Genomic DNA, 24,733 nt, shown 5'->3' with positions numbered 1-24,733 from the left:
GCGCCGTCATCCACGGCGACCTGGTCCCCGCCAACGTCCTGACACCCCGCACGACCAGCCCAGCGAGCGACCGCGCGGAGTGGCTCAGCGTGGGGCTGGGCTGCGGCGGACCGGGTCGGCCGCCGCCCTCGGGACGCCGCCCGGGCCGAGCGGCAGAGCAGGCGACAGGGAGACCTCGCTCGTAGCCGCGGGCACAACCGGAGCCACGACCGGCGAGGGCCGCAACACCGCATAACCAGCACCGCCAGCGACGAAAACCCCCACCGCCAGCACAACGCCGAGCGGACGCCGCCCCGGGCGGGCTGCCGGCCGCAGGGGCGTGGACAGGTCGATGAGCGGTTCGCCATCTGCGGGAACACGCGGGCTGGGGATCGATGCGAGCCGTACGGCGGCAGGGGCGGCAGAACGGCGATCATCGGTCACGATCAACACTCTAAGTGACGATCCTGGGGAGCCGCCAGCCCACAAGGGTCGACAAAGGCTACGGACAGTTAGATTGCGAACAGAACACTCTAGTGGGATCAGGGGGTCGTACCGTCAAGAATCGGACGGTTGGCCGGTGCGGCATCGTCCGAATGGCGGAGTCGGGATACTCTTTTCGGCATGGCCGGGACGGGTGGCGGGGTGAGCCCCTCAGTGATGCCCGCCCTTCCCTCGCAGGGTTCTGCGGCGGTGAGCCGGCCGAGTTGTGCCGACCTTGTGCACGGCCGTGACTGGGGCGCTACCGAGCTTGGGCCGCGCGATCACTGGGATCCGGCTGTCGCGGCCACGGTCGAGCTCGTGTTGTCCTCGCCCATGCCGATGGCCTACAGCCACGGTGACGGGTTCCTGCTGGTCTACAACGACGCGTACGCGGATCTGCTCGGCACCCTGCACCCGGCCGCGCTGGGGCAGCCCGCCGCCGAGGTGCTGGGCGAGTTGTGGCAGTCGCGGGGGTTCGGTGGCGCGGTCGAAGAGGTTTTCCGCAGTGGGCGCCCCTCGGTCGAGGCGGAGACGCCGCTGACCGTCACGCGGGGCACGCACGGGCGTCCCGAGCAGGCCTTCTTCACGCGCGGCCACTCGGTGGTGCGCGACCTGCGGGGCACGGTCACCGGCGTGCTGACCGTGGCTGCCGAGACCACCCAGGTGACCCGTCGGCTGCAAAATCTGGGGGAGCTGACGGCCAAGCTGGCCGGTGCGCTCACCATCGACGACGTGGCCCGGGTCGTGCTGGGTTATGCGATGACCTCGTTCGACCTCGACCACTGCACGTTCGCGGTGGATGACGGCGGGGCCTATCGCTATGTCCGCCGCATCCGGGGCGAGATGCTCGACGAGGCCGACGAGCGGCTGCCGCCGGTGTGGAAGAGGGTGCCGAACGATCCGCGGGCGCCGATCGTGGCTGCCGCGCAGTCGGGGCAGCCGGCCTTCGTGTCGGACGGGGAGCCTCTGCTGCCGGTGGCGTCCGATCGCCATGAGCGGCGGATCCGGGCGCTGGCCGCGCTGCCGTTGCGCACGCCGCTGCTGCGCGGGGCGCTGACCATCGGCTATCGGGAGGCGCACATCTGGCTGCCGGCCGAGCGGGCGCTGCTGCACGCGGCGGCCCAGCTGGTCGCGCAGGCGGCCGAGCGGGCGCGCCGGTTCGAGGCCCAGCACGGCACGGCTCAGCTGCTGCAGCGCAGCATGCTGCCGGAACACCTGCCCGAGCTGGAGACGTTCCGCATCGCGGCCCGCTACGACGTGGGGGTCGACGGCAACGCGGCGGGCGGCGACTTCTACGACGCCTTCCGGCTGCTCGACGGGCGGCTGGCCATGGTCCTGGGCGACGTGGCGGGGCACGACGTGCGCGCGGCCGCAGTGATGGGTCAGGTGCGGGCGGCGCTGCGGGCGATGGCGCTGACCGATCCGTCGCCGCCGAGCGTTCTGGCCGGGCTCGACCGGCTGGTCGGCTCGCTGGGGGCCGAGTCGCGCAACGAGGAGATCTTCGTGACGGTCGTGTACGGGGTGCTCGACCCGGCCGACGGCACGATCACGATGTCCAGCGCCGGTCACCCGCCGCCGGTGCTGCGCCGCGCCGGTCAGGGTGGCGGGCGGCCCACGGCCGAGCTGGTCAAGGTGCCGCCGGGCGCCCCGCTCGGCCTGGGCGGGCGCTGGCAGACCGGGCAGGTGCGACTGGAGCCGGGCGACTCGATCCTGATGTTCAGCGACGGCGTGGTCGAGCGCCGGGGGCGGCCGCTCAACGACGGGCTGGACGACCTGGTGGCGGCGACCGCGGCGGCCTCGAGCGGCGATCCGCGCAACCTGTGCTCGCTGGCGACGTCGGCGGTGGAGGGTTCGACCGACGACGACGTGGCCGTGCTCGCGGTGGAGCACGCGGTGGCGATGAGCCGGTCGGCCACGATGCTGGTGCCGGCCGAGCCGACCGGTCCGAGTCGCGTACGGCAATGGATGTCGACCCGGCTGCGGGAGTGGTCGGTGCCCGAGGCGGTCGTCGGCGCGGCGATCCTGTGCACGAGCGAGCTGACCACCAACGCCCTGCTGCACGCGGGCACCCCGGCGCAGGTGCACATCGACCTGAACGCCGAGCGGTTGCTGGTCTCGGTGGCCGACACCGGCACGCGGGGCAGCGTCATCCGGGCGCACGCCGACACGATGAGCAGCCGCGGCCGGGGCCTGGGGCTGATCGAGGAACTGAGCGATTCGTGGGGCACCGATCCGACCGTCCGGGGCACGACGGTCTGGTTCGAAATGCTCATTCCACGGACGACAACTGATTGACGAGAGCAGATGCACGTGCATCCGTTTCTTGCATTATCGGCAAGATTCCGGTCGGTTAACGCTCGTGTGACATAGAACTTACCGGCAGTTACTTTAGGTAGCGAAAAGACCCTCTAAAGCGGACATTGAACCCCGGGTTAGTGACGGCGCGTATAGATTGCCGTAGAGTCCAAGGCATTCGGGGACGTCCACGTTGGAGTGGTATATGCGGATTAGAGGCTTTGCGCCATCGACCCCCTGCTGGGTTGAGCTGACGACGTCCGATCCGGACGACGCGGCGGGTTTCTATGCCGGGCTCTTCGGCTGGCAGGTCGAGGGTGATCGATTCCTGCGGGACGGGCGCGCGGTGGCCGGCATCGGCCGCACCCGGCCCGAACGACCCGAGGGCTGGCTCACCTATCTGGCCGCCCCCGACCTCGCGGCGGCGATCGAGCGGGTGACCCGGGCGTACGGGCGGCAGCTGACCTGGCCCGAGGAACGGCCGGGCGCGTGCAGCGCGATCATGGCCGATCCGTCCGGCGCGATGTTCGGGCTGTGGCAGGCGGCCGGGTTCGCCGGGGCGCAGCTGCGCGGCGAGCCGGGCACGATGGAGTGGGCCGACCTGCTGACCGACGACGTGCACGCGGCGACCTCGTTCTACGGCGCGGCGTTCGGCTGGACGCTGAGCCACGAGTTCGGCAGCGGCGAGTGGCTGTCCGAGGCCCATGATTCGGTGGCCGGACTGGTCACCGGGCGCTACGACGTGCGCTGGCAGCCGTCGTTCCAGGTGGCCGACACGACCGACGCGATCGATCGCTGCGCCGGGCTGGGCGGCCGGGTCCTGGCCGGTCCGGTCGAGATGGGCCTGGGCAGCTACGTCGAGATGGTCGACCCGCTGGGCGCGCCGTTCGCCGTGACGGCGCCGGTGCATCGCCCGGTCGAGTTGAATGTCGCTTACAACGACATCATCGGCATGGAGCTGACCTACGGCGGGTAAGGGAACAGGCGTTCGAACGAAAGGATCTCGCCATGAGCGACGCGAACGTCGACACGAACGCTGTCAAGGACCCGTCGGACTGGACCACCGGGGACGAACCGGCCACCGGTGCGCAGCAGTCCTACCTGAATACGCTGGCCACGGAGGCCCAGGAGGAAGTGCCGGACGGCCTGACCAAGGCCGAGGCCTCCGAAAAGATCGACGAGTTGCAGGAGAAGACCGGCCGAGGCCGCTGAGAAGAGGGTCGCCCTGGGGGCGGCCCTTTTTTCTGCCCTCTGCGTCAACCCGGGTTGACATGCGGGCGCGGTCAACCTAAGTTGACAGCATGACCGAAGCAACCGACCTCGCCGCGGCGGCGAGCAGCGCCGATCCCCGGGTCGGCCTGCGCGCGGTCGTGGCGTTGCGCCGCCTGCTCGAGGGCCTCGAGCATCTGCAGGTGGCCAACGCCCGCCGCAAGGGCTGGTCCTGGCAGGAGATCGCCGACGCACTCGAGGTGACCCGTCAGGGCGTACACAAAAAGCACGCGCGCTTGATGCCGGCGCCGGACCCACGGGAGGACTGAGATGTTCGAGCGATTCACCGCAGATGCGCGTGCCGTCGTGGTCAACGCCCAGAGCGAGGCCCGCTCGATGCACCACAACCACATCGGCACCGAACACGTGCTGCTCACACTGCTGGCCGACCCCGAGGGGCCGGTCGCCCGCTCGACCGGGCTCGACGCCGCCGCCGTACGGGCCGAGATTCTGCAGCGGATCGGCGGCCACTCGCAGGACGGCGCGGTGTTCAGCGACGCCGACGCGGAGGACGCGGCCGCGCTCAAGGCGATCGGGATCGACCTGGCCGCCGTACGGGAAGCCATTGAAGCCAACTTCGGAGCCGGTGCGCTCAATCTGCCCCGGCCCGAGAAAAAGAAGGGTTTGTTCGGCAAGTTGCACGGGCGGAGCGGGCACATCCCGTTCACGAACCGCAACAAGAAGGTGCTCGAGTTGTCGCTGCGCGAGGCGATCCGGCTCAAGCAAAAGTTCATCGCGCCCGAGCACATCATGCTGGGCCTGCTGCGCGAGGGGCACGGCCTGGCCGCGTTGATCATGGCCGAACGCGGCGTCGACTTCGACCGCGTACGGGAAGAAATGGAACGCTCCGTCACCGCCGCCGCGGCCTGACTAGGGCTGGAAGTAGACCCGTAACTGGTGGCCGTCGGCGGTGTGATGCCAGCCGACGTCCCCCAGGGTCGTGATGTCGGGCCGCTTCTCGAGCCAGGCGGCCGCCATCGCGAACGCCTCGGCCGGCGTCTGCCCGATGAAGACGACCCGGCGTTCCCACTCCTCGAACACGGCCGGCCGGGCGCGGGGACCGGAGACCACCGCGGTCGGACCGATCCGGCGGCCGTTGCGCACACCGCGCACGTACCAGTCGTTGAGCTCCTCGTCGTGCTCGACCGACCAGCCGTCGATGCGCCCCAGATCGTTGACGATCGCGTTGCGCGCACAGTCGAGGGCAGCATCCAGCGAGGCGAACTCGATCAATTCGCCGTCGTACTCCACCCGGTACGCCATCCGCTGCCCCCACAGGCCCGGCCGAACCCAGGGCCCGATGATAGGCGATGTCGCGAGTAAGTTTCAGATCATGCCTGCTCATGTCCTCGTCACCGGAGGCGGCGGCCTGATCGGCGGCGCCGTGCTCGACCTGCTCGCCGACCGGGGCGTCACCACCACCGCCCTGGTGCTGGAGCCGGCCGGGACCCGCGCCGACCGGACGGTGGTGGCCGACGCGCGTGACACGGCCCGGGTGGCCGACGCGCTCGACGGGGCCGACGCGGTGATCCACCTGGCCGCCATCCCGAACCCCGGCAACGATCCCGACGAGGTCGTCTTCGGGCAGAACACGCAGGCCACGTTTACGGTGCTCGACCAGGCCGCGCGCCGGGGCGTGACCAACGCCGTGTTCGCCAGCAGCTACGCGATCTGCGGCCTGCCCTTCGCCCGCACGCCGCTGGCCCTGCCCTACCTGCCGATCGACGCCTCGCTGCCACTGCAGATCACCGACCCGTACGCCCTGTCCAAACGGGCCGACGAGGCCACCGCCGACATGATCCACCGCCGGTACGGCACCACCGTGGTCGCCCTGCGGCTACCCTTCGTCGGCGCGGCCGAGGACCGTCTCGCCGAGATGGCCGCCCGCCACGCCACCGATCCGGCCGGCGGCGCCGCCGACGTGTGGAGCTACCTCGACGTGCGGGACGCGGCCCGGGCCCTGGTCGCGGCCCTCTCCCCCACCGTGCCGGGCAACCACGTCGTCTACGTGGCCGCCCCCTCGACGCTCGCCCCGCAGCCCACCGAATGGCTGCTGGAGCGCTTCCACCCCGGCGTACCGAGGCCGCATTTTCCCGATCGCACGGTGCCGATCGACCTCGCCCCCGCCCGTGACCTGCTGGGTTTCACCGCCGCCCACGAGTTCCCGGTCCGATGAGCGAGCCGAAGATCACCGGCGTCCGGACCGTCGTGACCGCGCCCGAGGGCGTCAACCTCGTCGTCGTCCGGATCGACACTTCCGAGCCCGGCCTGTACGGGCTGGGCTGCGCGACCTTCCACCAGCGGTTCGCCGCCGTGGTCGCCGCGCTGGACCACCTCGCCCCGCTGCTGATCGGCCGGGACGCCGCCCGCATCTCCGACCTGCACCGCACGCTGCACTTCTCGTCGTACTGGCGCGGCGGCCCGGTGCTCAACAGCGCCCTGTCCGGTGTGGACATGGCCCTGTGGGACATCGCCGGCAAACGCGCCGGCCTGCCCGTGTACGACCTGCTCGGCGGCCGCCTGCGCGACGCCGTCCCGGTCTACCTGCACGCGTCGGGCGCCACCATCGGCGAGACCCTCGACGAGGCGCAAGCGCTGGTCGAGGCCGGGTTCCGCCACGTCCGCCTGCAGACCGGCCAACCCGGACTCGGCACGTACGGGGCCCCGGGCACGACGAACGCCCATCCCGGCGCGCCCTACCCCGACGGCTGGGACGCCGGGTTCTACCTGCGCCAGACACCCCGCTTGTTCGCCGAGGCCCGCGCCCGCCTGGGCACCGAGGTCGAACTGCTGCACGACGTGCACAGCCGCCTGACCCCCAAACAAGCGGTCATCCTGGCCCGCGCGCTGGAGCCGTACGGGCTGTTCTTCCTCGAAGACGTGGTCGCTCCCGAGCATTACGACCAGCTGCCTTCGGTCCGCGCGGCGTCCCCCGTCCCGCTGGCCGTAGGCGAGCTGACCGCCTCGGTGCCGGACGCGGCCCGCCTGGTCACGAGCGGCGGCGTCGACCTGTTGCGCTGCCACATCTCCGCGATCGGCGGCCTGACCCCCGGCCTCAAGCTGGCCGCCCTGTGCGAGCTGCACGCCGTACGCACGGCCTGGCACGCCCCCGCCGACGTCTCCCCGATCGGCGCCGCCGCCAACCTGACGCTGGACGTGACCAGCCCCGCCTTCGGCATCCAGGAGGGCCACGTCTATCCCGCCGCGGTCCACGAGATCTTCCCCGGCACCCCGGTGATCGAGGCCGGCTACGCCCACCCGCCGACCGGCCCGGGCTGGGGCATCACGCTCAACGAGCAGGCGGCGGCCGGCCACCCACCGGTCCTCGGCGGCCACGAGCGCTGGGCCGCCACCGTACGCCGCCCGGACGGCTCGATCGAGGCACCCTAGATCGCGCCGCGCCCTACCGATGACTTTTGCGGTCCGGTCCGGTCTGACGACATGTCAGGTAGGAAGTTCGCAGCGGAAGGCCACGACCATGAGTTTCCAGGCGTATCTCGACAACATCGAGGCGAAGACCGGGCTGACCCCTCGCCAGTTCATGGCGCTGGCCCACGATCGCGGTCTCGACGAGCCCTCGACCAAGGCCGGGCAGATCGTCGAGTGGCTGAAGCAGGACTACGGTCTCGGGCGAGGACATGCCATGGCCCTGGTTCACGTGATCAAGAACGGCGCCACGATCGGCGCCAAGCATGTCGGGACGTCCGGCACCCATCGCGACGAGTCGGACACGCTGTGGCTCGACGGCGTCGGGAACAGGCCCTGACGGCTTCGCTCCTGGCGAACGGATCGGGGCGGTGGCGGGCGGCCGCCGCGGGCACCATGGCGGTATGACTCCGGTGGCGGCGTACGACGAGATCGCGGACTGGTACGAGAACGACTTTCTGCCGGCGAGCCGGCCGGGCGACCCGATCGGCATCCGGCGGCAACTCGATGAGCTGCTCGGGACGGGGCGGGGGCTCTGCCTCGAGGTCGGCTGTGGCACGGGCGTCCACGCGGCTCAGGTTCGCGACCTGGGCTGGACGCCGCTCGGGGTGGATCTGTCGGCGGGCATGCTGGCGTACGGGAAAGACCGCCTGCCGGTGGCCCGGGCCGATGCCACCCGTCTGCCGGTCCGCGACGATGCCGTGCCCGCCGTGATCGCGATGCTGGTGCACACCGACATGCCGGACTATCCGGCCGTGCTGCGGGAGGTCGGCCGCGTGCTGCGGCCGGGCGGCACCTTTGTCCACGTGGGAGTGCATCCGGCCTTCTGCGGCGGGTTCGCCGATCGCAGCGATCCCCAAGCCGTGGTGATCAGGCCGGGCTATCTCGACGGTCACTGGACGAAGGATTCCTGGACGACCGAGGGGGTGCGCAACCGGGTCGGCGCGACACATTTCCCCCTGCCGGTGCTTCTTCAGGCCGTACTGGACGCGGGCCTGACGCTGACCGGCTTCTCGGAGGGCGGCGGTCCGGTGCCCACCACCCTGGCCCTGCGAGCCACTAAACCATGAGCAACATGGCGCCGACGCCCATCAGGACGAGCAGCAGCATCGCGATGAGCAGCCCCTTTTCCGCAGAGGCAGCGGTGTCGACGTCGGTCGTGGTCATGATCGGCTCGCTGCTCATGGCTTGATCCCTCCGGAGGGGTGTGGCGCGTCGCACCCCGGGGGTGCGCACGGCGGGCTGGCGTCTTAGATTCAGGGCGTGCCAATTCCGGACTGGTTTCTCAGTACAGAGGAGCGCGGCAACCCGAACTCCTCCATACCCACGTGGTGCACCGGAAACGCGGCCGAACCACTTATTCACGGCAAAACATATTTTGACCGTCTGGTGACGGAGGTGGAAAGCCTCCGCGAGGGTGACCACCTGTTCTTCACCGACTGGCGGGGCGACCCGGACGAGAAGATGCGCGACGACGGCCCGACGATCGCCGAGCTGTTCAGCGCGGCGGCCCGCCGTGGCGTGGTCGTCAAGGGCCTGCTGTGGCGCTCGCACCTCGACAAGCTCGCCTACAGCGAGGAAGAGAACCGCAACCTCAGCGAGGCGATCCGCGAGGCCGGCGGCGAGGTTCTGCTCGATCAGCGCGTACGCCGTGGGGGCTCGCACCACCAGAAGCTCGTCGTGCTGCGGCACCCGGGCCGGCCCGAACTCGACGTGGCCTTCGCGGGCGGCATCGACCTGTGTCACAGCCGGCGTGACGACGAACGGCACCTCGGCGATCCGCAGCCGGTGGCCATGGCCAAGGCGTACGGGCCGAACCCGCCGTGGCACGACGTGCAGCTGGCCCTGCGCGGGCCGGTCGTGGGCGTGCTCGACCTGACGTTCCGCGAGCGGTGGAACGAACCGGACGACCTCGACCAGCACGGCCCGATCTCCACGATCACCGACAAGCTGCAGCACGCCGACATGAGCGCCGACAAGCTGCCGCCGCAGCCGCCCGACCCGCCCGAGTGCGGCACGCTCGCGGTGCAGACGCTGCGGACCTATCCGGCGATGCGTCCCAGGTACGACTTCGCGCCCAACGGGGAGCAGAGCATCGCCCGCGGTTACACCAAGGCGATCAAACGGGCCCGGCGGCTCATCTATCTGGAAGACCAATATTTGTGGTCGACCGAGGTGGCCCAGCTGTTCGCCGACGCCCTGCGGGCCCACCCCGACCTGCATCTGATCGCCGTCGTGCCGCGGCACCCCGACGTGGACGGCGCCTTCGCGCTGCCGCCCAACCAGATCGGCCGCGAGAAGGCGATCGAGCTCTGCACCAGCGCCGCGCCCGACCGCGTGCACATCTTCGACCTCGAGAACGAGGCCGGCACGCCGATCTACGTGCACGCCAAGGTCTGCGTGGTCGACGACGTGTGGTGCAGCGTGGGCAGCGACAACTTCAACCGTCGCTCGTGGACGCATGACAGCGAGCTGTCCAACGCGATCCTCGACGACACGCGCGACGACCGCTCGCCCAACGACCCGGCCGGGCTGGGCGACGAGGCTCGCCGGTTCCCGCGTGACCTGCGGCTGGCGCTGACCCGCGAGCATCTGTGCCGCACCGACGACGACGACGACCTGCTCGATCCGGCCGACGTCGTACGGGAAATGACCAACGCGGCCGACGCCCTGCAGAAGTGGCACGACGCGGGACGCACCGGGCCGCGACCGCCGGGCCGGCTCATGCCGCATTCGCCGGAACGGCTGGCCTGGTATCAGCGCTGGTGGGCCGGCCCGGCCTATCGCCTGGCCTACGACCCGGACGGCCGGCGCTGGCGGGACCGCCTGGCTAATAGATGGTGAGGACCCGCCGGCAGTCTTCCATCACGGACGGCGATGCCAGGGGCGCCCACGTCGGGAACACCGACCGGAAGTAGCCGCCCGCCTTCGCCGCGATCTCCTCGGAGCGTTCGAAGACGTCCAGCTCGTTGACGATGCTCAGGTCGGCGAAGGCGCGCAGCTCGGCCGGTGTCGGCGACTCGGCGTGCCCGGTGAAGCGGCTCCACACCGTCTGGGTCCGGGACAGCGCCCGCCAGGTGCGGTCCCGGTCGCAGCCGCCGTACCGATAGACCATGGCCTCCGCCGCGGGCCCGATCAGTTCGCGCAGCCGCGCCCGTTCCGTCACGTCGAGCAGCACAACCGGAAAACCGTCCGTCCCGTACGCCGCATGCGTGAGACCGGCGAGCTGTTCGTCCTCGCTCCGCCCGTGCCCGGCGAGCCGGGCGTGGACCCGGCCGAGGTGCTCGTAGAGCGAACCGCCGGCGTGCGGAATCGACTCGGCGCCCCGCTCCCGCAGCCACGCGCGGACGTCGTCGGCACGGCTCATGTCACAGCTCCCAGGTGTGCGGCATCAGAATGGGCGCTTCCGGGTCACCGCCCGGGGCGAGACCTATGCGCCACGCGCCCATCGGCGGCCGGCCCTCGTCCAGCCAGCGGTCGAGGATCGCGGCCGCGTCGCCGGCATAGGCGGCGGCGTGCGCACCCCCGGCGCTGATGCTGCCGTCGGGCAGCACGGCCGCGCCGCCGGTGCGGTCCTCGTCGAGCAGCGTCAGGCAACTCTGCTCGTGACCGGGCACGGCGGCGAGCGTCGCCCGGCGATGCCAGACCCCGGCCGCATACCAGAGATCCCGATATGCGAGCGGATCCAGCGGCGGATGAAAACGGCTTTCCCCGTACGGGCGGAAGTTCTTGATCGTGCCGGGCGGGGCGGGCGACGGGGACGGGTGGACGGCGGTCAGCGGGCCGGCGGCGACCATGAAACCGGCCGGGGTGACGACGCGCGCGCGGTAATCGCCGGCCACCTTGAGGACAGGTTGGGTGCCCGCGTGCTCGACCGGGGCCACGATCGGGGTCTGCCAGTGCGGCGAGACGCCGGCGATGCCCACGGTGACGATGACCCGATCGATGTGCAGGTCGGGCCGGCCCGCATAGCCGTCGCCCAGCTCCACCTGCACCTGCCCGTTGCCGGTGCGGGCCAGCGCGGCGCGAGCCCGGTCGACCACGTCCTCCTGCACGTCGATGCTGACGACCCGCGCGCCCATCGCGGCCAGCAGCGCCGCGTTGTAGCCGGTGCCCGTCCCGATCTCGAGCACCGTCATGCCCGGCCGGACGGCCAGGCTCTCGATCATGATCGCCATCAGCGACGGCTGGCTCGACGAACTGACCGGCGTACGGCCGTCGACCTTGGTGACCAGGACGTCGTCGCTGTAGACGATGTCGAGGAAGTCGGGGTCGGCCGGTTTGGCCCAGGTGCCGTCGCGGCGCTGGAACCCGTCGGGGACGAACGCCTCGCGGGGCACCTCGGCGAAGGCAGCGGCCAGCCGCGGCGAGAGGACCATGCCTCCGTGCCGGATCCGATCGACAAAGCCCTTCCTCGGCCCGCCCACCCCCTCACCATAGAGCCGGCCGGGCCGGTGGCAACCCGTCGGCAACCCGGTCGCACTCATCGCCGCCCGGCGTGCACCGATCGGAATGCCGTGCGCCTCTCCGTTCTGCTCGCCGTCGCCGTCGCCACCCTGGGCGGCTGCGCGGGCACGAGCGCCTCGGCCCGGCCCCGCCCCGCGGTCACCCCGGTCGCGGCGGCGCCCGCACCGGTCGTCGAGAACACCGGTTCCGACTGGCCGGCGATCGTCGGTTCGATGGTCTCGTACGGGCAATGGCTGCTGGCCAACCCCGACCCGGCCCTCGCCGCCGTGATCGCCGCCCCCGGTTGCGCGAGCCGTGACGCGCTGGCCGCGGAACTGGGATCGCTGGTCGAGACCGACGCCATGGTCCGCACGAGCCCGGCGGTGCTGACCTCGGTCACCGGCCCGTCGTCGCCCGGCTCCCGCGTGACCGTGGAGGCCACCGTGTCGCGCCCCGCCGAACCGGTAGTGGTCCAGGGTCACAGCAGCCTCAGCCCGTCGGCGAAGACGATCTGGCTGGAGGACCGGCCCGAGCTGCCGGCCACGGTCCTGACCATGACGCTGGTGCGCGGGGACACCGAATGGCGTTTCTGCGAGATCGCCGACCGGACCGGCGACCCCGACGCCGAAGCCATCACCCGGCTGCTCTAGACAACGTTGCGGCGCGCCCGGGCGCGGGCCCGGATCGCGGCGCGCATCTGCGACTGCTCGAGCCAGTCCGTTGAGGCGGCGGCTTCCTCGGCCACATAGACGATGGTCGAGTACGTCTTCTCGTCGCCCACGCGCAGTTCGGGATTGCGGGGAGCACCCGCATAAGGCCCGGTGTCGGCGTGCGAAACCGCGTCGGCGACCCCGCCGAAGGCCCAGAACCGCCGCCGAAGCCAGCCCATGAACCCACTGCCGTGCGTCGCCATCGTCACCCTCTCGTCCCGGCCGGCGGCAGGAGTGCGGCCAAGACACCCGCGGCGACGGAGCCGACATCGATCCGGTCATCGGTCGCCCGGCGCAGCATCAGCCCGCCACCGAGCGCACCCCAGGCGGTGACGAGCTGCGGAACGGGCATCGCCGGACACAGGCCGAGTCGCTCGCAGGCGTCGGTGAGCAGGCGGGTCAGTTCGCGATCGAGCAGCGCCTGCGCCTGACCGAGTCGAGCGGCGTGCTCGGGCCGCCCGGTCAGAACAGCCACGGCCTCGGCCGACACGAGCGCCCACCCGGCCGCGTCCGGATCGTCCATGGCCCGGCCGGGGTTCAGCGCGGCCAGCAACTCGTCGCGGCTTCGCGCCCCGGTCACGGCCTCCCTCAGCGCGCCGACCACGGCCCCGGCCCGGGCGTCGACCAGGGCGTGCCACAGCCCTTCCTTGCCACCGAAGTGCTTGTAAACCGCGCCGCGCGTGACGCCCGCCTTGATCGCCACGTCATCGAGGGTCGCGGCCACATAGCCACGCCGCAGAAACACCTCATAGCCCGCAGCTAAAAGCCGGTCGTGAGTCTGGTTCTGAAGCTGCGTCCGCGTCAGTCGTGCCACCCCGCACCCCCTTTCAGATACACCGCGTTTCTGGATTCACCCCGTCACTCAAACCGGCGAAGCCGCGCCACGCCGCCACGCTGGCCACGCCCGCCACGCTGGCCACGCCCGCCACGCTGGCCACGCTGGCCACACCGGCCACGCTGGCCACACTCGCCACGCTGGCGCCCGCCACGCCGGCCACGCCCGCCACGCCGCCACGGCCACGCCCGACACGCCGCCACGGCCACGCCGAACACGCCGCCGCCGAGCCCGATGGACATCTGCTGCGCCCGCGCCCGACGGGCGCCCTGAGCCGCAGCCCCGAGCAGACCCGGCGACCCACATTCAGATACACAGTGTATCCAGAAACGCGGCGTTACTGAAACCACCGGTTCGGTGCCGTGCGGGCGCTACGGCCTCGCGTTGCACCCGGTCGCCGGCACCCCCGGTTCCGCCCCAATGCGGTTGAAGCGGTCGACAAGGCGTACGAAATCGTGGTCTTGAAAGCCGGAAGCCCGCCCCCAACATGGGGAGCGGGCTTCGCGGGGGAACGCCGGTCAATCGATGTGCGGGAGATGGTCAACCGGTGTGCGGGAAGTGGTCAGTCGGTGTGCGGGAGGCGTTCGGCGGGGATGACGCCCAGCCTGCCCTTCTGGAAGTCTTCGAAGGCCTGCTTGAGCTCGGCCTGGGTGTTCATGACGAATGGGCCGTAGTGCGCGACCGGCTCGCGGATCGGGCGGCCGCCCATGATGAACAGCTCCATGGCCGGGATGTTCGAGTCCTGGGTGGCGTCGGCGGTGACCCGGAGGGCGTCGCCCTTGCCGTGGGCGGCCAGCTGGCCGATTTCGATCGGGCGCTGTTCGGTGCCGACCGTGCCCCGGCCGGCCAGCACGTAGACCAGCGCGTTGTAGTCGGGCTGCCAGGGCAGGTCGAGGCGGGCGCCGGGCTGCAGCGTGACGTGGGCCAGGTTGATCGGGGTGAAGGTGGAACCGGGGCCGGCGTGTCCGGCGATCTCGCCCGCGATGACCCGGATCAGGCTGCCGCCGTCGGGGGTGGTCAGCAGGCCGGACTCGCGGCCGCGGATGTCCTGGTACTTCGGGGTGATCATCTTGGCGGCGCGGGGCAGGTTGACCCACAGTTGCAGGCCGTGGAACAGGCCGCCGCTGGTGACCAGGTGCTCGGGCGGGGCCTCGATGTGCAGGATGCCCTGGCCGGCGGTCATCCACTGGGTGTCGCCGTTGGCGATCGTGCCGCCGCTGCCCAGCGAGTCCTGGTGGTCCATGATCCCGTCGATCATGTAGGTCACCGTCTCGAAGCCGCGGTGCGGGTGCCACGGCGTGCCCTTGGGTTCGCCCGGCGCGTAGTCGACCTCGCCCATCTGGTCGAGGTGGATGAACGGGTCGAGCTCGTTGAGCGGCACCCCGGCGAACGCGCGGCGTACCGGGAAGCCCTCGCCCTCGTAGCCGCCGGGGGCGGTGGTCAGGCGGCGGATCGGCCGGAAGCTGGTGGTGGCGGGGTCGAGCTGCGGCAGCCGCGGCAGCACCAGGACGTCGTCGACGGTAATCGCGGGCATCTCAGGCCTTTCTCACTTTGTCGAACACGCGGCCGATCACGGCGAGCTCGTCGGGATCGAGCCGATCGATGAAGCTGTCGCGAACGGTGATGAGATGGAGAGGGGCAGCGGTTTCGAGCGCGAGCAGACCCTCGTCGGTGAGCACGGCCTCTTGACCGCGGCCGTCCTCGGGACAGGGCTGCTTGCGCACGAGGCCACGCTTGACCATCGAGCTGATCTGGTAGGTGATGCGACTGGGCGAGAAGACCAGGCGTCCCGCGAGCTCCCCCATGCGCAGCCGGCGTTCGGGGGCCTCGGACAGCACGACCAGGACGTGGTAATCATTCATGCTCAGGCCGGTCTGCGCGCGCAGTTCGTCCTCGAGGTGCGTGTGCAATGCCCACGAGCTCTCGATGAAGGTGCGCCACGCAATCTGCTGGGTGTCGCTCAGCGGGTCGGCCATACGGGAACTCTAACTCTTTCAAATCTGAAATAACAAGTGCCGATGCTCACGTACGCCTCGTCGGCTCCCCCAACAGCACCGGGACGGAACCGGGGGCCTCGGCGACCTGGGTGCCACCCAGGGCCGTAGCGCCCGCACGGCACCGAACCGGCGGTTCCGCGACCGCGCGCCACGTAGCATTCCAGTGGTGCGCCCAGGCCAGGTCCCACCCGTGGATGATCACTTTCCCGGCCTGTTCGCGCTGGCCGACGAGGCGCCGCAGCCGGACTACTTCCCCGATCTGCAGCTCGACCAGCTCGTCGGCGCGGTGCTGGCCGGGCGGGAGCGGCACAACCTCGAACCGGCCTTCCACGCCCGCCTCGACGACGTGCCTGCCATCGAACGACGGCAGGCGGTGTTCGCCGACCTGGGGGATGATCGGGTGCGCTCGGCCGTGCAGGCGTTCGCCGACGGTCTCACCCGGTGCGAGCAGCAGTTCAACGCCGCATCCCGGGTGTCCCATCGGCAGCAGGCGCAACGGTGGCGGCTGAACGCCGTCGCCTCGTACGCCGACGTCATCGACACGGTCACCACCACGCTGGAAAACACGGCCCTCGCCTCGGCGGGCTTGCAGGCCTGGCTGACGTGGCTGCGCCGATACCGTGCGAGCCCCGGCTTCGCCCACATGGCCGCCGGCGCCCGGGCCCTGCTGGCCGAACTCGCCGACCTGCGGTACACGCTGTCCATCACCGGCGACGCCATCACGGCCGGGCCGTTCGACGAACAGGAGGACCTGGGCGCCGCCACCGTCGCGGCCTTCGAGCGCTTCGGCCCCGGCGAGGTCTCACCGCACGAGTTCGACCTGCGCGCCGGGGCCGAGATGAACCAGATGCACCAGGTGATCCTCGATCTGGTCGTGCAGCTGTTCCCCGACGTGTTCGACCGAGTCTCGCAGTTCCTGGAGCAGTTCCTGGATCAGCACCGCACCGTCCGGCACCCGTCGATCGACGTGGTGGAACGCGAGCTGCGGTTCGCGCTGGCCTGGCTCGACTTCATCGCCTCGATCCGGCAGGCCGGTCTGCCGTTCTGCGTCCCCGGCATGTCCGCGGCGCACCGGCTCGAGGTCGCGGACACGTTCGACGTCCTGCTGGCGCACACCCTCGTAGCGTCCGGGCAGCGGCCGATCACCAACGACGTCGCGCTCGACGGGGACGAGCGGATGCTGGTGGTCACCGGCCCCAATCAGGGCGGCAAGACGACCTTCGCCCGCACCGTCGGGCAGCTCTACCACCTGGCCGCGCTGGGCCTGCCGGTGCCGGGACGGTTCGCGGCCCTGCACGCGCCGGACTCGATCCTGACCCACTTCGACCGGGGCGACCGCGCCGGCGACCTGCGCAGCCGGCTCGAGGACGAGGTCACCCGCATGATCGGGCTGCTGGCCAGGGCGACCGCGCGGTCGGTGGTGATCCTCAACGAGATGTTCAGCTCGACCACGTTCGCGGACGCCCGCACGATGAGCATCGACGTGCTCCGGGCCGTCCTGGAGGCGGACGCGACCGGCGTGTGCGTCACCTTCATCGACGAGCTGTCGACCTTGGACCCGCGGGTCGTCTCGCTGGTCACCGGCGTCGACGAGCACGACGTGACCCGGCGAACCTTCACCGTGGCCCGGGGCCGCGCCGACGGTGAGGCGCATGCGCTCGCCCTCGCCGCCAAGTACGGCCTCACCCACGAACAACTGCGCACCCGTCTCGAGGCCGGCACATGAAGCCAGGACTGCTGTTCGCCGGCTCCTCCGAGCGCCCTCTCGCCGGGCAGACGACCGACGATCTCGGCCTGTCCACGGTGATCGACGCGATGGCCGCCGGCGACCCGGTGCTGGAAGACACGGCTCGCAGCCTGCTGCTGGCGTCCCCGCCGCACCACTCGCATGTGGCCTACCGGCAGGAGATCCTGGCCGACTGCCTGCGCGAACCCGGCCTGGCCCGGGAACTGTACGACCTGGCCGGACGCGCCCTCGAAGCTCGGAACAAGGCCGTACGGGCGGTCTTCTTCGACACGCCGGAAACGCTGCTCAATCAGTCGATGGTGACCCTGACGTCGTTCCTCCCGCTGCTGCGCGAGCTGCGCACCCTGGCCGAGCGTCACCGATCAGGCGTGTCGTCGGCCGGCTTCCGGCAGTTCTTCGCGCTGGTCGACAAGCAACTCGACGAGGAGTACGTGAAGTCGGCCGAAGACTGGCTCAACCGGCTCAAGCTCGGCGGCACCATCCTCGTCTCGGCCCGGCTCGGCACCGGAAATCAGAGCGAGGCGTTCACCATCCGCCGACCGGCCCGTCAGGCCCGCGGCCTGTTCCGTCGCGGCGGCCGGACCAGCCTGCCCACCGCGACCTACAAGGTTCCCTACGGCGACGAGGCCGGCCACCGGGCGCTGAGCTCGCTGCAGGACCAGGCGCTGGCCGGCCTGGCCGACGCCGCCGACCGGTCCGCCCGCAGCGTGCTGGCGTTCTTCACTGCGCTGCGCACCGAGGCGGCCTTCTATGTCGCCTCGCTCAACCTGCACCGGGCGCTGACCGGACGCGGCGCGGCGGTCTGCCTACCGTCCGTCCAGGACCCCGGAGCACGCGTCTTCAACGCCCGCGGCCTGTACGACCCGGGCCTGCAACTGCGTCTCGACCAGCCGGTGGTCACCAACGACCTGGACGCCGACGGCCGGTCGCTGATCATGGTGACCGGCGCCAACCGGGGCGGGAAGTCCACCTTCCTGCGCAGCGTGGGCCTGGCCCAGCTGATGGCGGCCGCCGGCACGTTCGTCGCCGCCACCGCGTTCACGACCTCGGCCCGGACCGGCGTGTTCACCCACTTCACCACCGACGAGGACGACTCCCTGACCAGCGGCAAGTTCGACGAGGAACTGCGGCGGATGTCGCAGATCGCCGATGTCCTGGCCCCGCACAGCGTGCTGCTGTGCAACGAGTCGTTCCAGTCCACCAACGAGCGCGAAGGCTCGGCCATCGCCCGCCACATCGTCGACGCCCTGACCGAAGCGGACGTCACCGTCGTGTTCGTCACCCACCTGCACGAGCTGGCCACCAGCTGCTACCCCGACCGCGAGCGCTTCCCCGCCCTGTTCCTGCGGGCCGAACGCGACACCGACGGCGGGCGCTCCTTCCGCCTGCACGAGGCCGCACCCCAGGCCACCAGTTACGGCGCCGACCTCTGGCCGTAGGCCGGCTTCTTGGTACCGTGACCGGCCCGGGGGAGGTCGAGCTTGGTCAACGTCATGGTGCGGCGTCCCGCCCGCCGGGCCGTGATCGTGCTGACGGGCGTTCTGCTCGGCCTGCTGGCGTTCGCGGCCGACGCCCTCGACGGCGCCGCCGGGCAGGTCGCGATCGCGGTGGTCAGCAGCGGTCTGGCCTGGGGTTCGGCGGCGTTGCTGGCCGGCTGGACAGCCACCGGCCGCCGGGGCGCGGCAACGGGCGCGACCGCGCTGCTGGTGTCGGCCACGCTCGTCTACTACCTGCTGATCCTGTTTGTGAGCCGCCGCTGGAGCGGCGGCACGCTGGTCGACGGTTCCTCCGCGGACGGGTTCGCCTTGCGTTCGCTGGCCGTCACCACCGCGGCCTGGCTGCTGATCTCGGTGCTCGCCGGACCAGTATTGGGCCTGCTGGGCCACGCGTCACGCACCGCCCCGGCCCCGACCGCTGCGCTAGCCGCCGGAGCGGCCTGCGGATTGCTGTCCGGTCAGGGCTGGCAGGAGATCGGCCTGTCGCCACCGTGGCCGCTGTTCCTCAACGGCATGATCGCCGCAGAACTGGTCCTGGTTATCGTCCCGCTGGCCATCCTCGCGTGGCAGGCCACCACCCGACGCCTCTGGCGGGCCTGGCCTCTGCTGTTCCTCGCGCTGATCGCCACCGGGACTCTGAGCGCCCTGTCCTGGCACCTGCTCCGCACCGCCGCCAACCACTTCGGCTGAAACTGCTGTTCCACTCCAGGAGGGTGAGGGATGAGCCTGCTCGGCGACGTCATCCGGCTTTCACCGGAACTGCGGGACGAGATCGGGGCCGACCCGTCAACCGCGTACGACCGGGTGACATCGTTCGACGGCTCGACGCGGCTCGAACTCGACTGGGAATGGAAACTGTTCAGGCCGCTGTTCGCAGCCGCGGGCTTCCGGGTCAACCCGTTCCGGTCCGGGACGCTGTTTCCCGACGAGCAGACCGCGTTTGGGGCCGCGGGCGATTCGCGCTGCCTGGACCCCCGTCAGGTGGCGGAGGTGGCTGCGCTGCTCGAGCGGACGCCCTTCGCCACACTCGCCCCTCATCTGCGTGAGGCCCTGGTCGAGCGGGACACGGTCCGGATCGACTACGACTTCGAATCGCCGACGTATCGGCAGCCGCTGCCGCCCGAGCGAATAGTGACGCCGACCTTCACGGATAAGCAGGTCGAGTCCTACCGAATCCGGCTGGCCGACCGCTATGCGGATCTGACCAGCTTCTACAGCGCGGCCGCGCATCACGGCGAGTGCACAATCTTCTGGGCGGCGTGAGCCTGAAATCGTGCTCACTGCGCGCCGGCGTCGCCGCCCAGCTGCCACATTTCGTAATTCCCGCATTCGGCCGTGGTTTCGGACGTCGCCTGAGCCGCGGAGACGAAATCGTCGACCAGCGGTGAGGTGTGCGCCGGCACGGCGAGGCACACCTGCTCGGGGGCCAGATCCGGGATGGGCACGAAGCTGACCTCCGGATGTGCATAGAACACGGTCGCCGAACGGGCCAGGAACGAGATGCCCCGGCCGGCCGCGACATGTTCGAGCGTCTCGTCCACCCCGCGCACCAGGTATCCGGCGTTGGGGTGCGGGCGTCTGGTGGGCTGCGTGCCCGGGTCGGCCGGCCAGAGCAGCGGCTCACCGGCCAGGTCGGCCTCGGTGATCTGTTCCTTGCCGGCGAACCGGTGGCCGGCGGGCAGCACCGCCACCCGCGGCTCGGTGTACAGCGGGATGACGCGCAAGCCGGTCCCGTCGATGGGCAGCCGCACGAAGCCGACATCGATGCGGCTGTCGAGCAGCATCGCGGCCTGGTCGTCGGCTTCGATCCGCTGCAGGTCAACGAGGACGTCCGGGTGCCGGAGGGCGAACTCGCGCACCGCCGCGGTGGCCGTGATGCCCGCGCGGAAGCCGACCATCAACCGCTGGACGCCGCGCGCGGCCACGGCCACCCGGCGGCGGACCGCGTCCGCGGAGGCCAGCAGCGGGCCGGCGTCAGTGAGCAACTGCCGGCCGGCGTCGGTCAGCGCGACGCCGTGGCTGTCCCGGATCAGCAGCGGGCTGCCGAGATCGTGTTCCAGGGCGCGGATCTGCCGGCTGAGCACCGGCTGCGCGATGTGCAGCTCCTCGGCGGCGCGGCCGAAATGCAGCCGGTCGGCGACGGCGACGAAGTAGCGCAACTTGCGCAGGTCCAGATCCATGGATCCTCCCGTACGGCGATGCCCCCAGGGTATCGCGGTTACTGCAACAGGTCTTGGACGCCCGCTCGGGGCCGATGACATTCTCAATAGGTAACCGATCGGCCGGAATGAATTCGGCCCCTGAATGCGACATCGGAAAGCGGGCACTTCATGAGCGGCATCAGCATTATCGGCGTGGGAAATATGAGCCGTGCCATTGGCGCGCTCGCGGTCGCGGGTGGCCATTCCGTCGAGGTCGTCGGTCGTGACGCGGCCAAGGCCGAAGAGCTGGCCGCAGCGCTCGGCGGTAGCGCCACCGCCGGAACATTCGGCGCCGCCCCGGCCGGCGACATCGTCATCCTGGCCGTGCTGAGCGCCGGCGCCGTGCCGGTCGTCGCCCAGTACGGGGACGCGCTGGCCGGCAAGGTCGTCATCGACATCACCAACCCCATGAAGGCCGACGTGAGCGGACTGACCACCGCCGACGGAACATCCGCCGCGCAGGAGATCGCCAAGGCCGCTCCGGCCGGCACGCACGTCGTGAAGGCGTTCAACACCGTCTTCGGCCACGTCCTGGCGGCGGGGCGCCCGGTGGACGTGTTCTTCGCCGGCGACGACGCGCGGGCCAAGGCGAGCGTCTCGGCGTTCATCGAGAGCCTCGGACTGCGTCCCTTGGATGCCGGAAGCCTGGAGATGGCGCACTGGCTGGAAGGGGCCGGCCTGCTGATGGTGAACCTGGCCCGCCACGGCGTGGGCGACTTCAACTTCGCCCTGGGCGTCAGCAATCTCGGCTGAGCACACCACCATTCATAGAGAGCGCGAGAGCAACAGCATGCGAGTTCTGGTCACTGGTGGAACCGGCCATTCCGGTTCGTACATCGTCGCCGGCCTCATCGCCGCCGGGCACGAGGTCACCGGCCTGGCCCGGTCCGACACGGCCGCGGCGGCGCTGTCCGCGCTCGGCGCGAAGGTGCGTCGCGGCGACCTGAAGGATCTGGGCGGGCTCAAGGAGGCGGCCGCGGACTCCGACGGCGTCATCCACGTCGCGCACCGGCAGGACCTGCTCTTCTCCGGCGGAATCCACGCCGTGGCCGCCGCGGAGGTCCCCATCATGCTGGCCTACGGCGAGGCCCTGGCGGGAACCGGAAAGCCGCTGGTCGCCGCCGGAAGTATCGGCTCGCCGGGGCAGGGATTGCTGGGCCGGACGGCCACCGAGGAAGACCCGGCCCTTCCCGGCGGCGACGAGCACAAGGGCACCCTGCGGGCTCGCAACGTCGTGGAGACCACCGTGATCGGCCTGGCCGAGCGGGGCGTGCGGTCTTCGGTCGTACGGATCGCCAACATCGCACACAGCCCGACCGACCACGCCGGCTTCCTCCCGAAACTGATCGCGCTGGCCAAGGAGAGGGGCTTTGTCGGCTATCCCGGAGACGGCGCGAACCTGTGGAATGCCGTGCATACCCGCGATGCCGCCGCCGTGTTCCGCCTGGCGCTGGAGAAGGGCCCGGCCGGCCGATACTGGCACGCGGTCGACGACGGCGGCATCCCGTTCCGCACGCTCGCCGAGGCCATCGGCCGCCGCCTGGGCCTGCCCGCCGTGAGCGTCCCCGTGGACGAACTGGTGCTGCCCGGCCACTTCGGCTTCCTCGCGAACGTCGTCACCCAGAGCTACCCGGCGTCCAACCTGGTCACCCGCCGGCTCCTCGGCTGGGAACCCGCTCAGCCCGGCCTGCTGGCCGACCTGGACAACGGCCACTACTTCCCGCCGGGCTGACGGATCCGGAGAAGTACACCGGCGGCTAGAGCGATTCTTGTTTGCGGTCCCAGGTCAGCACGTCGTGGATGGTTTCCTCGAGGGGTGTCACCGTCTGGCCCTCGGCGGGCTTGCGGTTCTGGGTGTTCCACAGGTTGCGGGGCTTGATCAGGGGGAAGGACGGGCCCTCGGGCACCGGCACGATGTCGACCTCGGTGCCGGCCGCGGCGGCGCAGAGGTGCATCAAGTGGGCCAAGGTGGTGGACGGGCCGGCCGCGGTGTGGGCGCCGCCGCGGTCGTCGGTCAGCAGGTGCCGTACGAGGCGGGCCAAGTCGCGGGAATCGACCAGTTGGACGGGCTGCGCGGGGTCGCCGGGCAGTTCGAAACGGCCGCCCTTCGCGGCCGCGCGCGTCCAGTCGGTCAGGCCGGACTGGTTGTCGTGCGGGCCGGCCACCTTCACCGGGCGCACGATGGTCGCCCGGTCGCCGAACCGCGCGAGCACCTCTTGTTCGCAGGCCACCTTGGACGGACCGTAGGTGTCGTTGGTCAGCGGCGGCCGGGCGTCGGCGATCGCGGGGCGTAGTTCGTCGCCGGCGCCCGCGAAGACGGCGTGTGCCGAGATGAGCAGGTAGCGCCGGACGCGGTCGCCCAGCGCGTCCATCGTCTGGCGGACCTGCCACGGGAAGTAGGCGGTGACGTCGACCACCGCGTCCCACTCGCCGGTGGCCAGCGACGCGTAGTCGCCGGTCTCGCGGTCGCCGCGCCGCCGCTCGGCCCCGGGGAACAGGGTGTCGTCGGTGCCCCGGTTGAACAGGGTCGGCTCGTCCAGCAGCTCGGTGACGGCCCGCCCGACAAAACCGGTGCCGCCCAGCACGAGAACCCGCATCACAGCACCCATTCGTCGTCTCGGATGATCTCGACCGTACCGTGCGGGCCGCGCCCGGTGACCGAGATGCCCTCGCCGCCGATCACCACGTCGGTGTGCACGCTGGACATGTTCAGGCCGAGGCCGGCGCGCTGCTGCTCGGTCATCTCGCCGCCACCGGCAACCGCGAACGGGAAGCTCTGGCCCCACGCGACGTGGCAGGCCGCGTTCTCGTCGAACAGCATGTTGTGAAAGACCACGCCCGTACGGGCAATGCGGCTGTCCCGGTCGACCAGGGCGACCTCGCCCAGCCGGCGGGCGCCCTCGTCGGTGTCGAGATGCGCGCGCACCACCTCGGCGTTGCCGTCCGCCGTCACCTCGGTGATCCGCCCGCCCGCGAACGTCACGCGCAACCCGGTGATCACCTGGCCGGCGATGACGACTGGCCGGGTCACCCGGATCACGCCCTCGGCCCGGCGACGGTCGGGGCTGGTGAAGACCTCCTCGGTCGGGATGTTGGGCAGGTACGGGATGCCGTCCGCGTCGGCCAGCCCGCCGCCCTTCCAGCGGCTGCCATGCAGCAGCCCGACGGTCAGGTCGGTGCCCTCGCCGTGGTAGCGCAGCTCGGTCAGTTCGAGCGCGTCCAGCCGGCGGCCGCGCTCGGCCAGCATGTCGGCCCGCTGCTGCCACGCCGCGACCGGGTCGTCGAGGTCGAGGCGCATGGCCGTGCCGACCGCTTTCCAGAGCCGTTCGACGTCGGGTTCGCCGAAGACCTCGCGCGCCCAGCCCGGGTTGGGCGCGCCGACCACGGTCCAGCGCATGCCGCCGTTGAACACGGCCCGGCGCATGGCCTGCGTCTCCTCGGCCGGGTAGGCGGCGACCTTGGCCGGGTCGAGGCCGTCGAGCAGGTGCGGGTCGGCCTCGCCGAGCAGCCGGATCCAGGCGGCCCCGGCGTCGCGCCACTCGTCGATGCGGGCCAGCGCCCACGGGCGTACGGCGGAAAGGTTTTCGATCGTGGCGTGCCGCACGGCCGAGCGGCGCATGGGCCCGTCGGTCCAGATCGCCTCGACCCAGCCCGCGCCCGCCGCGTAGGCCGCCTCGGTCACGGCCCGGGCGATCTCGAGGTGGGCCGTATCGGTATGGAGGACAACACCCTGCCCAGGCTGGACATTGATGCCACCCCGCACGACAAGCTCCGCGAAACGCTCGATCAGCACCATGCGGAGCAGGGTAGATCAAACGGGGCGCTCCGGTGTGCATACCGTTACGCCCC

At 71.0% G+C, this 24,733-nt stretch carries 28 protein-coding genes and 1 pseudogene; 18 read left to right on the top strand and 11 right to left on the bottom strand.

Features of this window, described 5'->3' with window-relative positions:
* Positions 1–603 precede the first annotated feature (603 nt).
* From ACZ3I4_RS13475 to ACZ3I4_RS13450, 6 genes and pseudogenes are all read left to right on the top strand, one after another.
* Positions 604–2,757, top strand: a complete 2,154-nt coding sequence (locus ACZ3I4_RS13475; protein WP_465382180.1) for an ATP-binding SpoIIE family protein phosphatase — start codon at positions 604–606, stop codon at positions 2,755–2,757.
* Between the two features lie 205 nt (positions 2,758–2,962).
* Entirely contained in the window at positions 2,963–3,733 is a 771-nt protein-coding gene (locus ACZ3I4_RS13470; RefSeq protein ID WP_465382179.1) for a VOC family protein, read from the top strand.
* Between the two features lie 32 nt (positions 3,734–3,765).
* Positions 3,766–3,969 carry a DUF3072 domain-containing protein gene (locus tag ACZ3I4_RS13465; RefSeq protein WP_465382178.1) on the top strand — a complete coding sequence of 68 codons (204 nt, stop codon included), beginning with the start codon at positions 3,766–3,768 and terminating at the stop codon, positions 3,967–3,969.
* A gap of 89 nt (positions 3,970–4,058) precedes the next feature.
* Positions 4,059–4,295, top strand: a complete 237-nt coding sequence (locus ACZ3I4_RS13460) for a helix-turn-helix domain-containing protein (RefSeq protein ID WP_184956233.1) — start codon at positions 4,059–4,061, stop codon at positions 4,293–4,295.
* A gap of 1 nt (position 4,296) precedes the next feature.
* Positions 4,297–4,476 (top strand): annotated as a pseudogene (locus ACZ3I4_RS13455) (Clp protease N-terminal domain-containing protein); the annotation flags it as partial.
* Positions 4,477–4,512: 36 nt separating this feature from the next.
* Positions 4,513–4,896 carry a Clp protease N-terminal domain-containing protein gene (locus tag ACZ3I4_RS13450; RefSeq protein WP_465382427.1) on the top strand — a complete coding sequence of 128 codons (384 nt, stop codon included), beginning with the start codon at positions 4,513–4,515 and terminating at the stop codon, positions 4,894–4,896.
* On the opposite strand, the gene ACZ3I4_RS13445 is transcribed toward ACZ3I4_RS13450, so the two are convergent.
* Positions 4,897–5,289 (bottom strand): hypothetical protein, encoded by a 393-nt coding sequence (locus ACZ3I4_RS13445; protein WP_465382177.1) that lies wholly within the window; start codon positions 5,287–5,289, stop codon positions 4,897–4,899.
* Between the two features lie 70 nt (positions 5,290–5,359).
* Here ACZ3I4_RS13445 and ACZ3I4_RS13440 point away from each other — a divergent pair, with 70 nt between their 5' ends.
* From ACZ3I4_RS13440 to ACZ3I4_RS13425, 4 genes are all read left to right on the top strand, one after another.
* Positions 5,360–6,202, top strand: coding sequence for an NAD-dependent epimerase/dehydratase family protein (locus tag ACZ3I4_RS13440; protein WP_465382176.1), 843 nt, complete (start codon positions 5,360–5,362; stop codon positions 6,200–6,202).
* On the top strand, positions 6,199–7,416 hold the full coding sequence (locus ACZ3I4_RS13435) for an enolase C-terminal domain-like protein (protein WP_465382175.1): 1,218 nt from the start codon (positions 6,199–6,201) through the stop codon (positions 7,414–7,416). The genes ACZ3I4_RS13440 and ACZ3I4_RS13435 overlap by 4 nt, the downstream gene beginning before the upstream one ends.
* A gap of 88 nt (positions 7,417–7,504) precedes the next feature.
* Complete coding sequence (locus ACZ3I4_RS13430; RefSeq protein WP_465382174.1) at positions 7,505–7,792, top strand: DUF4287 domain-containing protein; 288 nt, start codon at positions 7,505–7,507, stop codon at positions 7,790–7,792.
* Positions 7,793–7,856: 64 nt separating this feature from the next.
* Positions 7,857–8,522: a class I SAM-dependent methyltransferase gene (locus ACZ3I4_RS13425; RefSeq protein WP_465382173.1), complete on the top strand. Its 666-nt coding sequence runs from the start codon at positions 7,857–7,859 to the stop codon at positions 8,520–8,522.
* Here ACZ3I4_RS13425 and ACZ3I4_RS13420 read toward each other — a convergent pair.
* Positions 8,512–8,637: a hypothetical protein gene (locus tag ACZ3I4_RS13420; protein WP_465382172.1), complete on the bottom strand. Its 126-nt coding sequence runs from the start codon at positions 8,635–8,637 to the stop codon at positions 8,512–8,514. The two genes, ACZ3I4_RS13425 and ACZ3I4_RS13420, sit on opposite strands and share 11 nt — an antisense overlap.
* Positions 8,638–8,715: 78 nt before the next feature.
* On the opposite strand from ACZ3I4_RS13420, the gene ACZ3I4_RS13415 reads away from it, so the two are divergent.
* The gene (locus ACZ3I4_RS13415) at positions 8,716–10,296 is read left to right on the top strand and encodes a phospholipase D family protein (protein WP_465382171.1); all 1,581 of its coding nucleotides are present in this window, start codon (positions 8,716–8,718) and stop codon (positions 10,294–10,296) included.
* On the opposite strand, the gene ACZ3I4_RS13410 is transcribed toward ACZ3I4_RS13415, so the two are convergent.
* Together ACZ3I4_RS13410 and ACZ3I4_RS13405 are read right to left on the bottom strand one after the other, a co-directional pair.
* Complete coding sequence (locus tag ACZ3I4_RS13410; RefSeq protein WP_465382170.1) at positions 10,283–10,819, bottom strand: DUF6817 domain-containing protein; 537 nt, start codon at positions 10,817–10,819, stop codon at positions 10,283–10,285. The two genes, ACZ3I4_RS13415 and ACZ3I4_RS13410, sit on opposite strands and share 14 nt — an antisense overlap.
* Position 10,820: 1 nt before the next feature.
* Positions 10,821–11,879, bottom strand: coding sequence for a protein-L-isoaspartate O-methyltransferase family protein (locus ACZ3I4_RS13405; RefSeq protein WP_465382169.1), 1,059 nt, complete (start codon positions 11,877–11,879; stop codon positions 10,821–10,823).
* 90 nt (positions 11,880–11,969) lie between these two features.
* Here ACZ3I4_RS13405 and ACZ3I4_RS13400 point away from each other — a divergent pair, with 90 nt between their 5' ends.
* The gene (locus ACZ3I4_RS13400) at positions 11,970–12,548 is read left to right on the top strand and encodes a hypothetical protein (RefSeq protein ID WP_465382168.1); all 579 of its coding nucleotides are present in this window, start codon (positions 11,970–11,972) and stop codon (positions 12,546–12,548) included.
* Here ACZ3I4_RS13400 and ACZ3I4_RS13395 read toward each other — a convergent pair.
* From ACZ3I4_RS13395 to ACZ3I4_RS13380, 4 genes are all read right to left on the bottom strand, one after another.
* The gene (locus tag ACZ3I4_RS13395; RefSeq protein ID WP_465382167.1) at positions 12,545–12,787 is read right to left on the bottom strand and encodes a hypothetical protein; all 243 of its coding nucleotides are present in this window, start codon (positions 12,785–12,787) and stop codon (positions 12,545–12,547) included. The genes ACZ3I4_RS13400 and ACZ3I4_RS13395 overlap by 4 nt on opposite strands.
* Positions 12,788–12,813: 26 nt before the next feature.
* Entirely contained in the window at positions 12,814–13,422 is a 609-nt protein-coding gene (locus tag ACZ3I4_RS13390; protein WP_465382166.1) for a TetR/AcrR family transcriptional regulator, read from the bottom strand.
* Between the two features lie 583 nt (positions 13,423–14,005).
* Positions 14,006–14,977, bottom strand: coding sequence for a pirin family protein (locus tag ACZ3I4_RS13385; RefSeq protein ID WP_465382165.1), 972 nt, complete (start codon positions 14,975–14,977; stop codon positions 14,006–14,008).
* A gap of 1 nt (position 14,978) precedes the next feature.
* Entirely contained in the window at positions 14,979–15,419 is a 441-nt protein-coding gene (locus ACZ3I4_RS13380) for a MarR family winged helix-turn-helix transcriptional regulator (protein WP_465382164.1), read from the bottom strand.
* Positions 15,420–15,630: 211 nt separating this feature from the next.
* Between ACZ3I4_RS13380 and ACZ3I4_RS13375 the strand changes: the two genes are divergently transcribed.
* The 4 genes from ACZ3I4_RS13375 to ACZ3I4_RS13360 are packed head-to-tail and all read left to right on the top strand — an operon-like array spanning position 15,631 to position 19,946.
* Complete coding sequence (locus ACZ3I4_RS13375; protein WP_465382163.1) at positions 15,631–17,166, top strand: MutS-related protein; 1,536 nt, start codon at positions 15,631–15,633, stop codon at positions 17,164–17,166.
* Positions 17,163–18,626 (top strand): MutS-related protein, encoded by a 1,464-nt coding sequence (locus ACZ3I4_RS13370; RefSeq protein WP_465382162.1) that lies wholly within the window; start codon positions 17,163–17,165, stop codon positions 18,624–18,626. Before ACZ3I4_RS13375 ends, ACZ3I4_RS13370 begins: the two co-directional genes overlap by 4 nt.
* 42 nt (positions 18,627–18,668) lie before the next feature.
* A complete protein-coding gene (locus ACZ3I4_RS13365; RefSeq protein WP_465382161.1) occupies positions 18,669–19,373 on the top strand; it encodes a hypothetical protein in 705 nt (234 codons plus the stop codon).
* 30 nt (positions 19,374–19,403) lie between these two features.
* The gene (locus ACZ3I4_RS13360; RefSeq protein ID WP_465382160.1) at positions 19,404–19,946 is read left to right on the top strand and encodes a hypothetical protein; all 543 of its coding nucleotides are present in this window, start codon (positions 19,404–19,406) and stop codon (positions 19,944–19,946) included.
* 14 nt (positions 19,947–19,960) lie between these two features.
* On the opposite strand, the gene ACZ3I4_RS13355 is transcribed toward ACZ3I4_RS13360, so the two are convergent.
* A complete protein-coding gene (locus ACZ3I4_RS13355; protein WP_465382159.1) occupies positions 19,961–20,863 on the bottom strand; it encodes a LysR family transcriptional regulator in 903 nt (300 codons plus the stop codon).
* A 150-nt stretch (positions 20,864–21,013) separates the two neighbouring features.
* On the opposite strand from ACZ3I4_RS13355, the gene ACZ3I4_RS13350 reads away from it, so the two are divergent.
* On the top strand, positions 21,014–21,637 hold the full coding sequence (locus ACZ3I4_RS13350) for an NADPH-dependent F420 reductase (RefSeq protein ID WP_465382158.1): 624 nt from the start codon (positions 21,014–21,016) through the stop codon (positions 21,635–21,637).
* A gap of 37 nt (positions 21,638–21,674) precedes the next feature.
* Positions 21,675–22,616, top strand: coding sequence for an SDR family oxidoreductase (locus tag ACZ3I4_RS13345; protein WP_465382157.1), 942 nt, complete (start codon positions 21,675–21,677; stop codon positions 22,614–22,616).
* A 25-nt stretch (positions 22,617–22,641) separates the two neighbouring features.
* Here the strand turns inward: ACZ3I4_RS13345 and ACZ3I4_RS13340 are convergent, their stop codons facing one another.
* Both ACZ3I4_RS13340 and ACZ3I4_RS13335 read right to left on the bottom strand, forming a co-directional pair.
* A complete protein-coding gene (locus ACZ3I4_RS13340) occupies positions 22,642–23,481 on the bottom strand; it encodes an NAD-dependent epimerase/dehydratase family protein (protein ID WP_465382156.1) in 840 nt (279 codons plus the stop codon).
* Complete coding sequence (locus tag ACZ3I4_RS13335) at positions 23,481–24,680, bottom strand: aminopeptidase (RefSeq protein WP_465382155.1); 1,200 nt, start codon at positions 24,678–24,680, stop codon at positions 23,481–23,483. Before ACZ3I4_RS13335 ends, ACZ3I4_RS13340 begins: the two co-directional genes overlap by 1 nt.
* Positions 24,681–24,733: the final 53 nt, after the last annotated feature.

The organism is Actinoplanes sp. NPDC021490, from assembly GCF_055562135.1.
This window is presented reverse-complemented; position numbering and strand designations above follow the sequence as displayed.

Excerpts from the sequence above, each read along its gene's own strand:
- ACZ3I4_RS13370 (WP_465382162.1), top strand. The coding sequence starts at position 17,163 with ATGAAGCCAGGACTGCTGTTCGCCGGCTCCTCCGAGCGCCCTCTCGCC.
- ACZ3I4_RS13440 (WP_465382176.1), top strand. The coding sequence starts at position 5,360 with ATGCCTGCTCATGTCCTCGTCACCGGAGGCGGCGGCCTGATCGGCGGC.
- ACZ3I4_RS13425 (WP_465382173.1), top strand. The coding sequence starts at position 7,857 with ATGACTCCGGTGGCGGCGTACGACGAGATCGCGGACTGGTACGAGAAC.
- ACZ3I4_RS13475 (WP_465382180.1), top strand. The coding sequence starts at position 604 with ATGGCCGGGACGGGTGGCGGGGTGAGCCCCTCAGTGATGCCCGCCCTT.
- ACZ3I4_RS13410 (WP_465382170.1), bottom strand. The coding sequence starts at position 10,819 with ATGAGCCGTGCCGACGACGTCCGCGCGTGGCTGCGGGAGCGGGGCGCC.
- ACZ3I4_RS13350 (WP_465382158.1), top strand. The coding sequence starts at position 21,014 with ATGAGCGGCATCAGCATTATCGGCGTGGGAAATATGAGCCGTGCCATT.
- ACZ3I4_RS13340 (WP_465382156.1), bottom strand. The coding sequence starts at position 23,481 with ATGCGGGTTCTCGTGCTGGGCGGCACCGGTTTTGTCGGGCGGGCCGTC.
- ACZ3I4_RS13470 (WP_465382179.1), top strand. The coding sequence starts at position 2,963 with ATGCGGATTAGAGGCTTTGCGCCATCGACCCCCTGCTGGGTTGAGCTG.
- ACZ3I4_RS13335 (WP_465382155.1), bottom strand. The coding sequence starts at position 24,680 with ATGGTGCTGATCGAGCGTTTCGCGGAGCTTGTCGTGCGGGGTGGCATC.
- ACZ3I4_RS13445 (WP_465382177.1), bottom strand. The coding sequence starts at position 5,289 with ATGGCGTACCGGGTGGAGTACGACGGCGAATTGATCGAGTTCGCCTCG.
- ACZ3I4_RS13345 (WP_465382157.1), top strand. The coding sequence starts at position 21,675 with ATGCGAGTTCTGGTCACTGGTGGAACCGGCCATTCCGGTTCGTACATC.
- ACZ3I4_RS13355 (WP_465382159.1), bottom strand. The coding sequence starts at position 20,863 with ATGGATCTGGACCTGCGCAAGTTGCGCTACTTCGTCGCCGTCGCCGAC.
- ACZ3I4_RS13430 (WP_465382174.1), top strand. The coding sequence starts at position 7,505 with ATGAGTTTCCAGGCGTATCTCGACAACATCGAGGCGAAGACCGGGCTG.
- ACZ3I4_RS13435 (WP_465382175.1), top strand. The coding sequence starts at position 6,199 with ATGAGCGAGCCGAAGATCACCGGCGTCCGGACCGTCGTGACCGCGCCC.
- ACZ3I4_RS13420 (WP_465382172.1), bottom strand. The coding sequence starts at position 8,637 with ATGAGCAGCGAGCCGATCATGACCACGACCGACGTCGACACCGCTGCC.
- ACZ3I4_RS13460 (WP_184956233.1), top strand. The coding sequence starts at position 4,059 with ATGACCGAAGCAACCGACCTCGCCGCGGCGGCGAGCAGCGCCGATCCC.
- ACZ3I4_RS13385 (WP_465382165.1), bottom strand. The coding sequence starts at position 14,977 with ATGCCCGCGATTACCGTCGACGACGTCCTGGTGCTGCCGCGGCTGCCG.
- ACZ3I4_RS13395 (WP_465382167.1), bottom strand. The coding sequence starts at position 12,787 with ATGGGCTGGCTTCGGCGGCGGTTCTGGGCCTTCGGCGGGGTCGCCGAC.
- ACZ3I4_RS13360 (WP_465382160.1), top strand. The coding sequence starts at position 19,404 with ATGAGCCTGCTCGGCGACGTCATCCGGCTTTCACCGGAACTGCGGGAC.
- ACZ3I4_RS13380 (WP_465382164.1), bottom strand. The coding sequence starts at position 15,419 with ATGGCCGACCCGCTGAGCGACACCCAGCAGATTGCGTGGCGCACCTTC.
- ACZ3I4_RS13465 (WP_465382178.1), top strand. The coding sequence starts at position 3,766 with ATGAGCGACGCGAACGTCGACACGAACGCTGTCAAGGACCCGTCGGAC.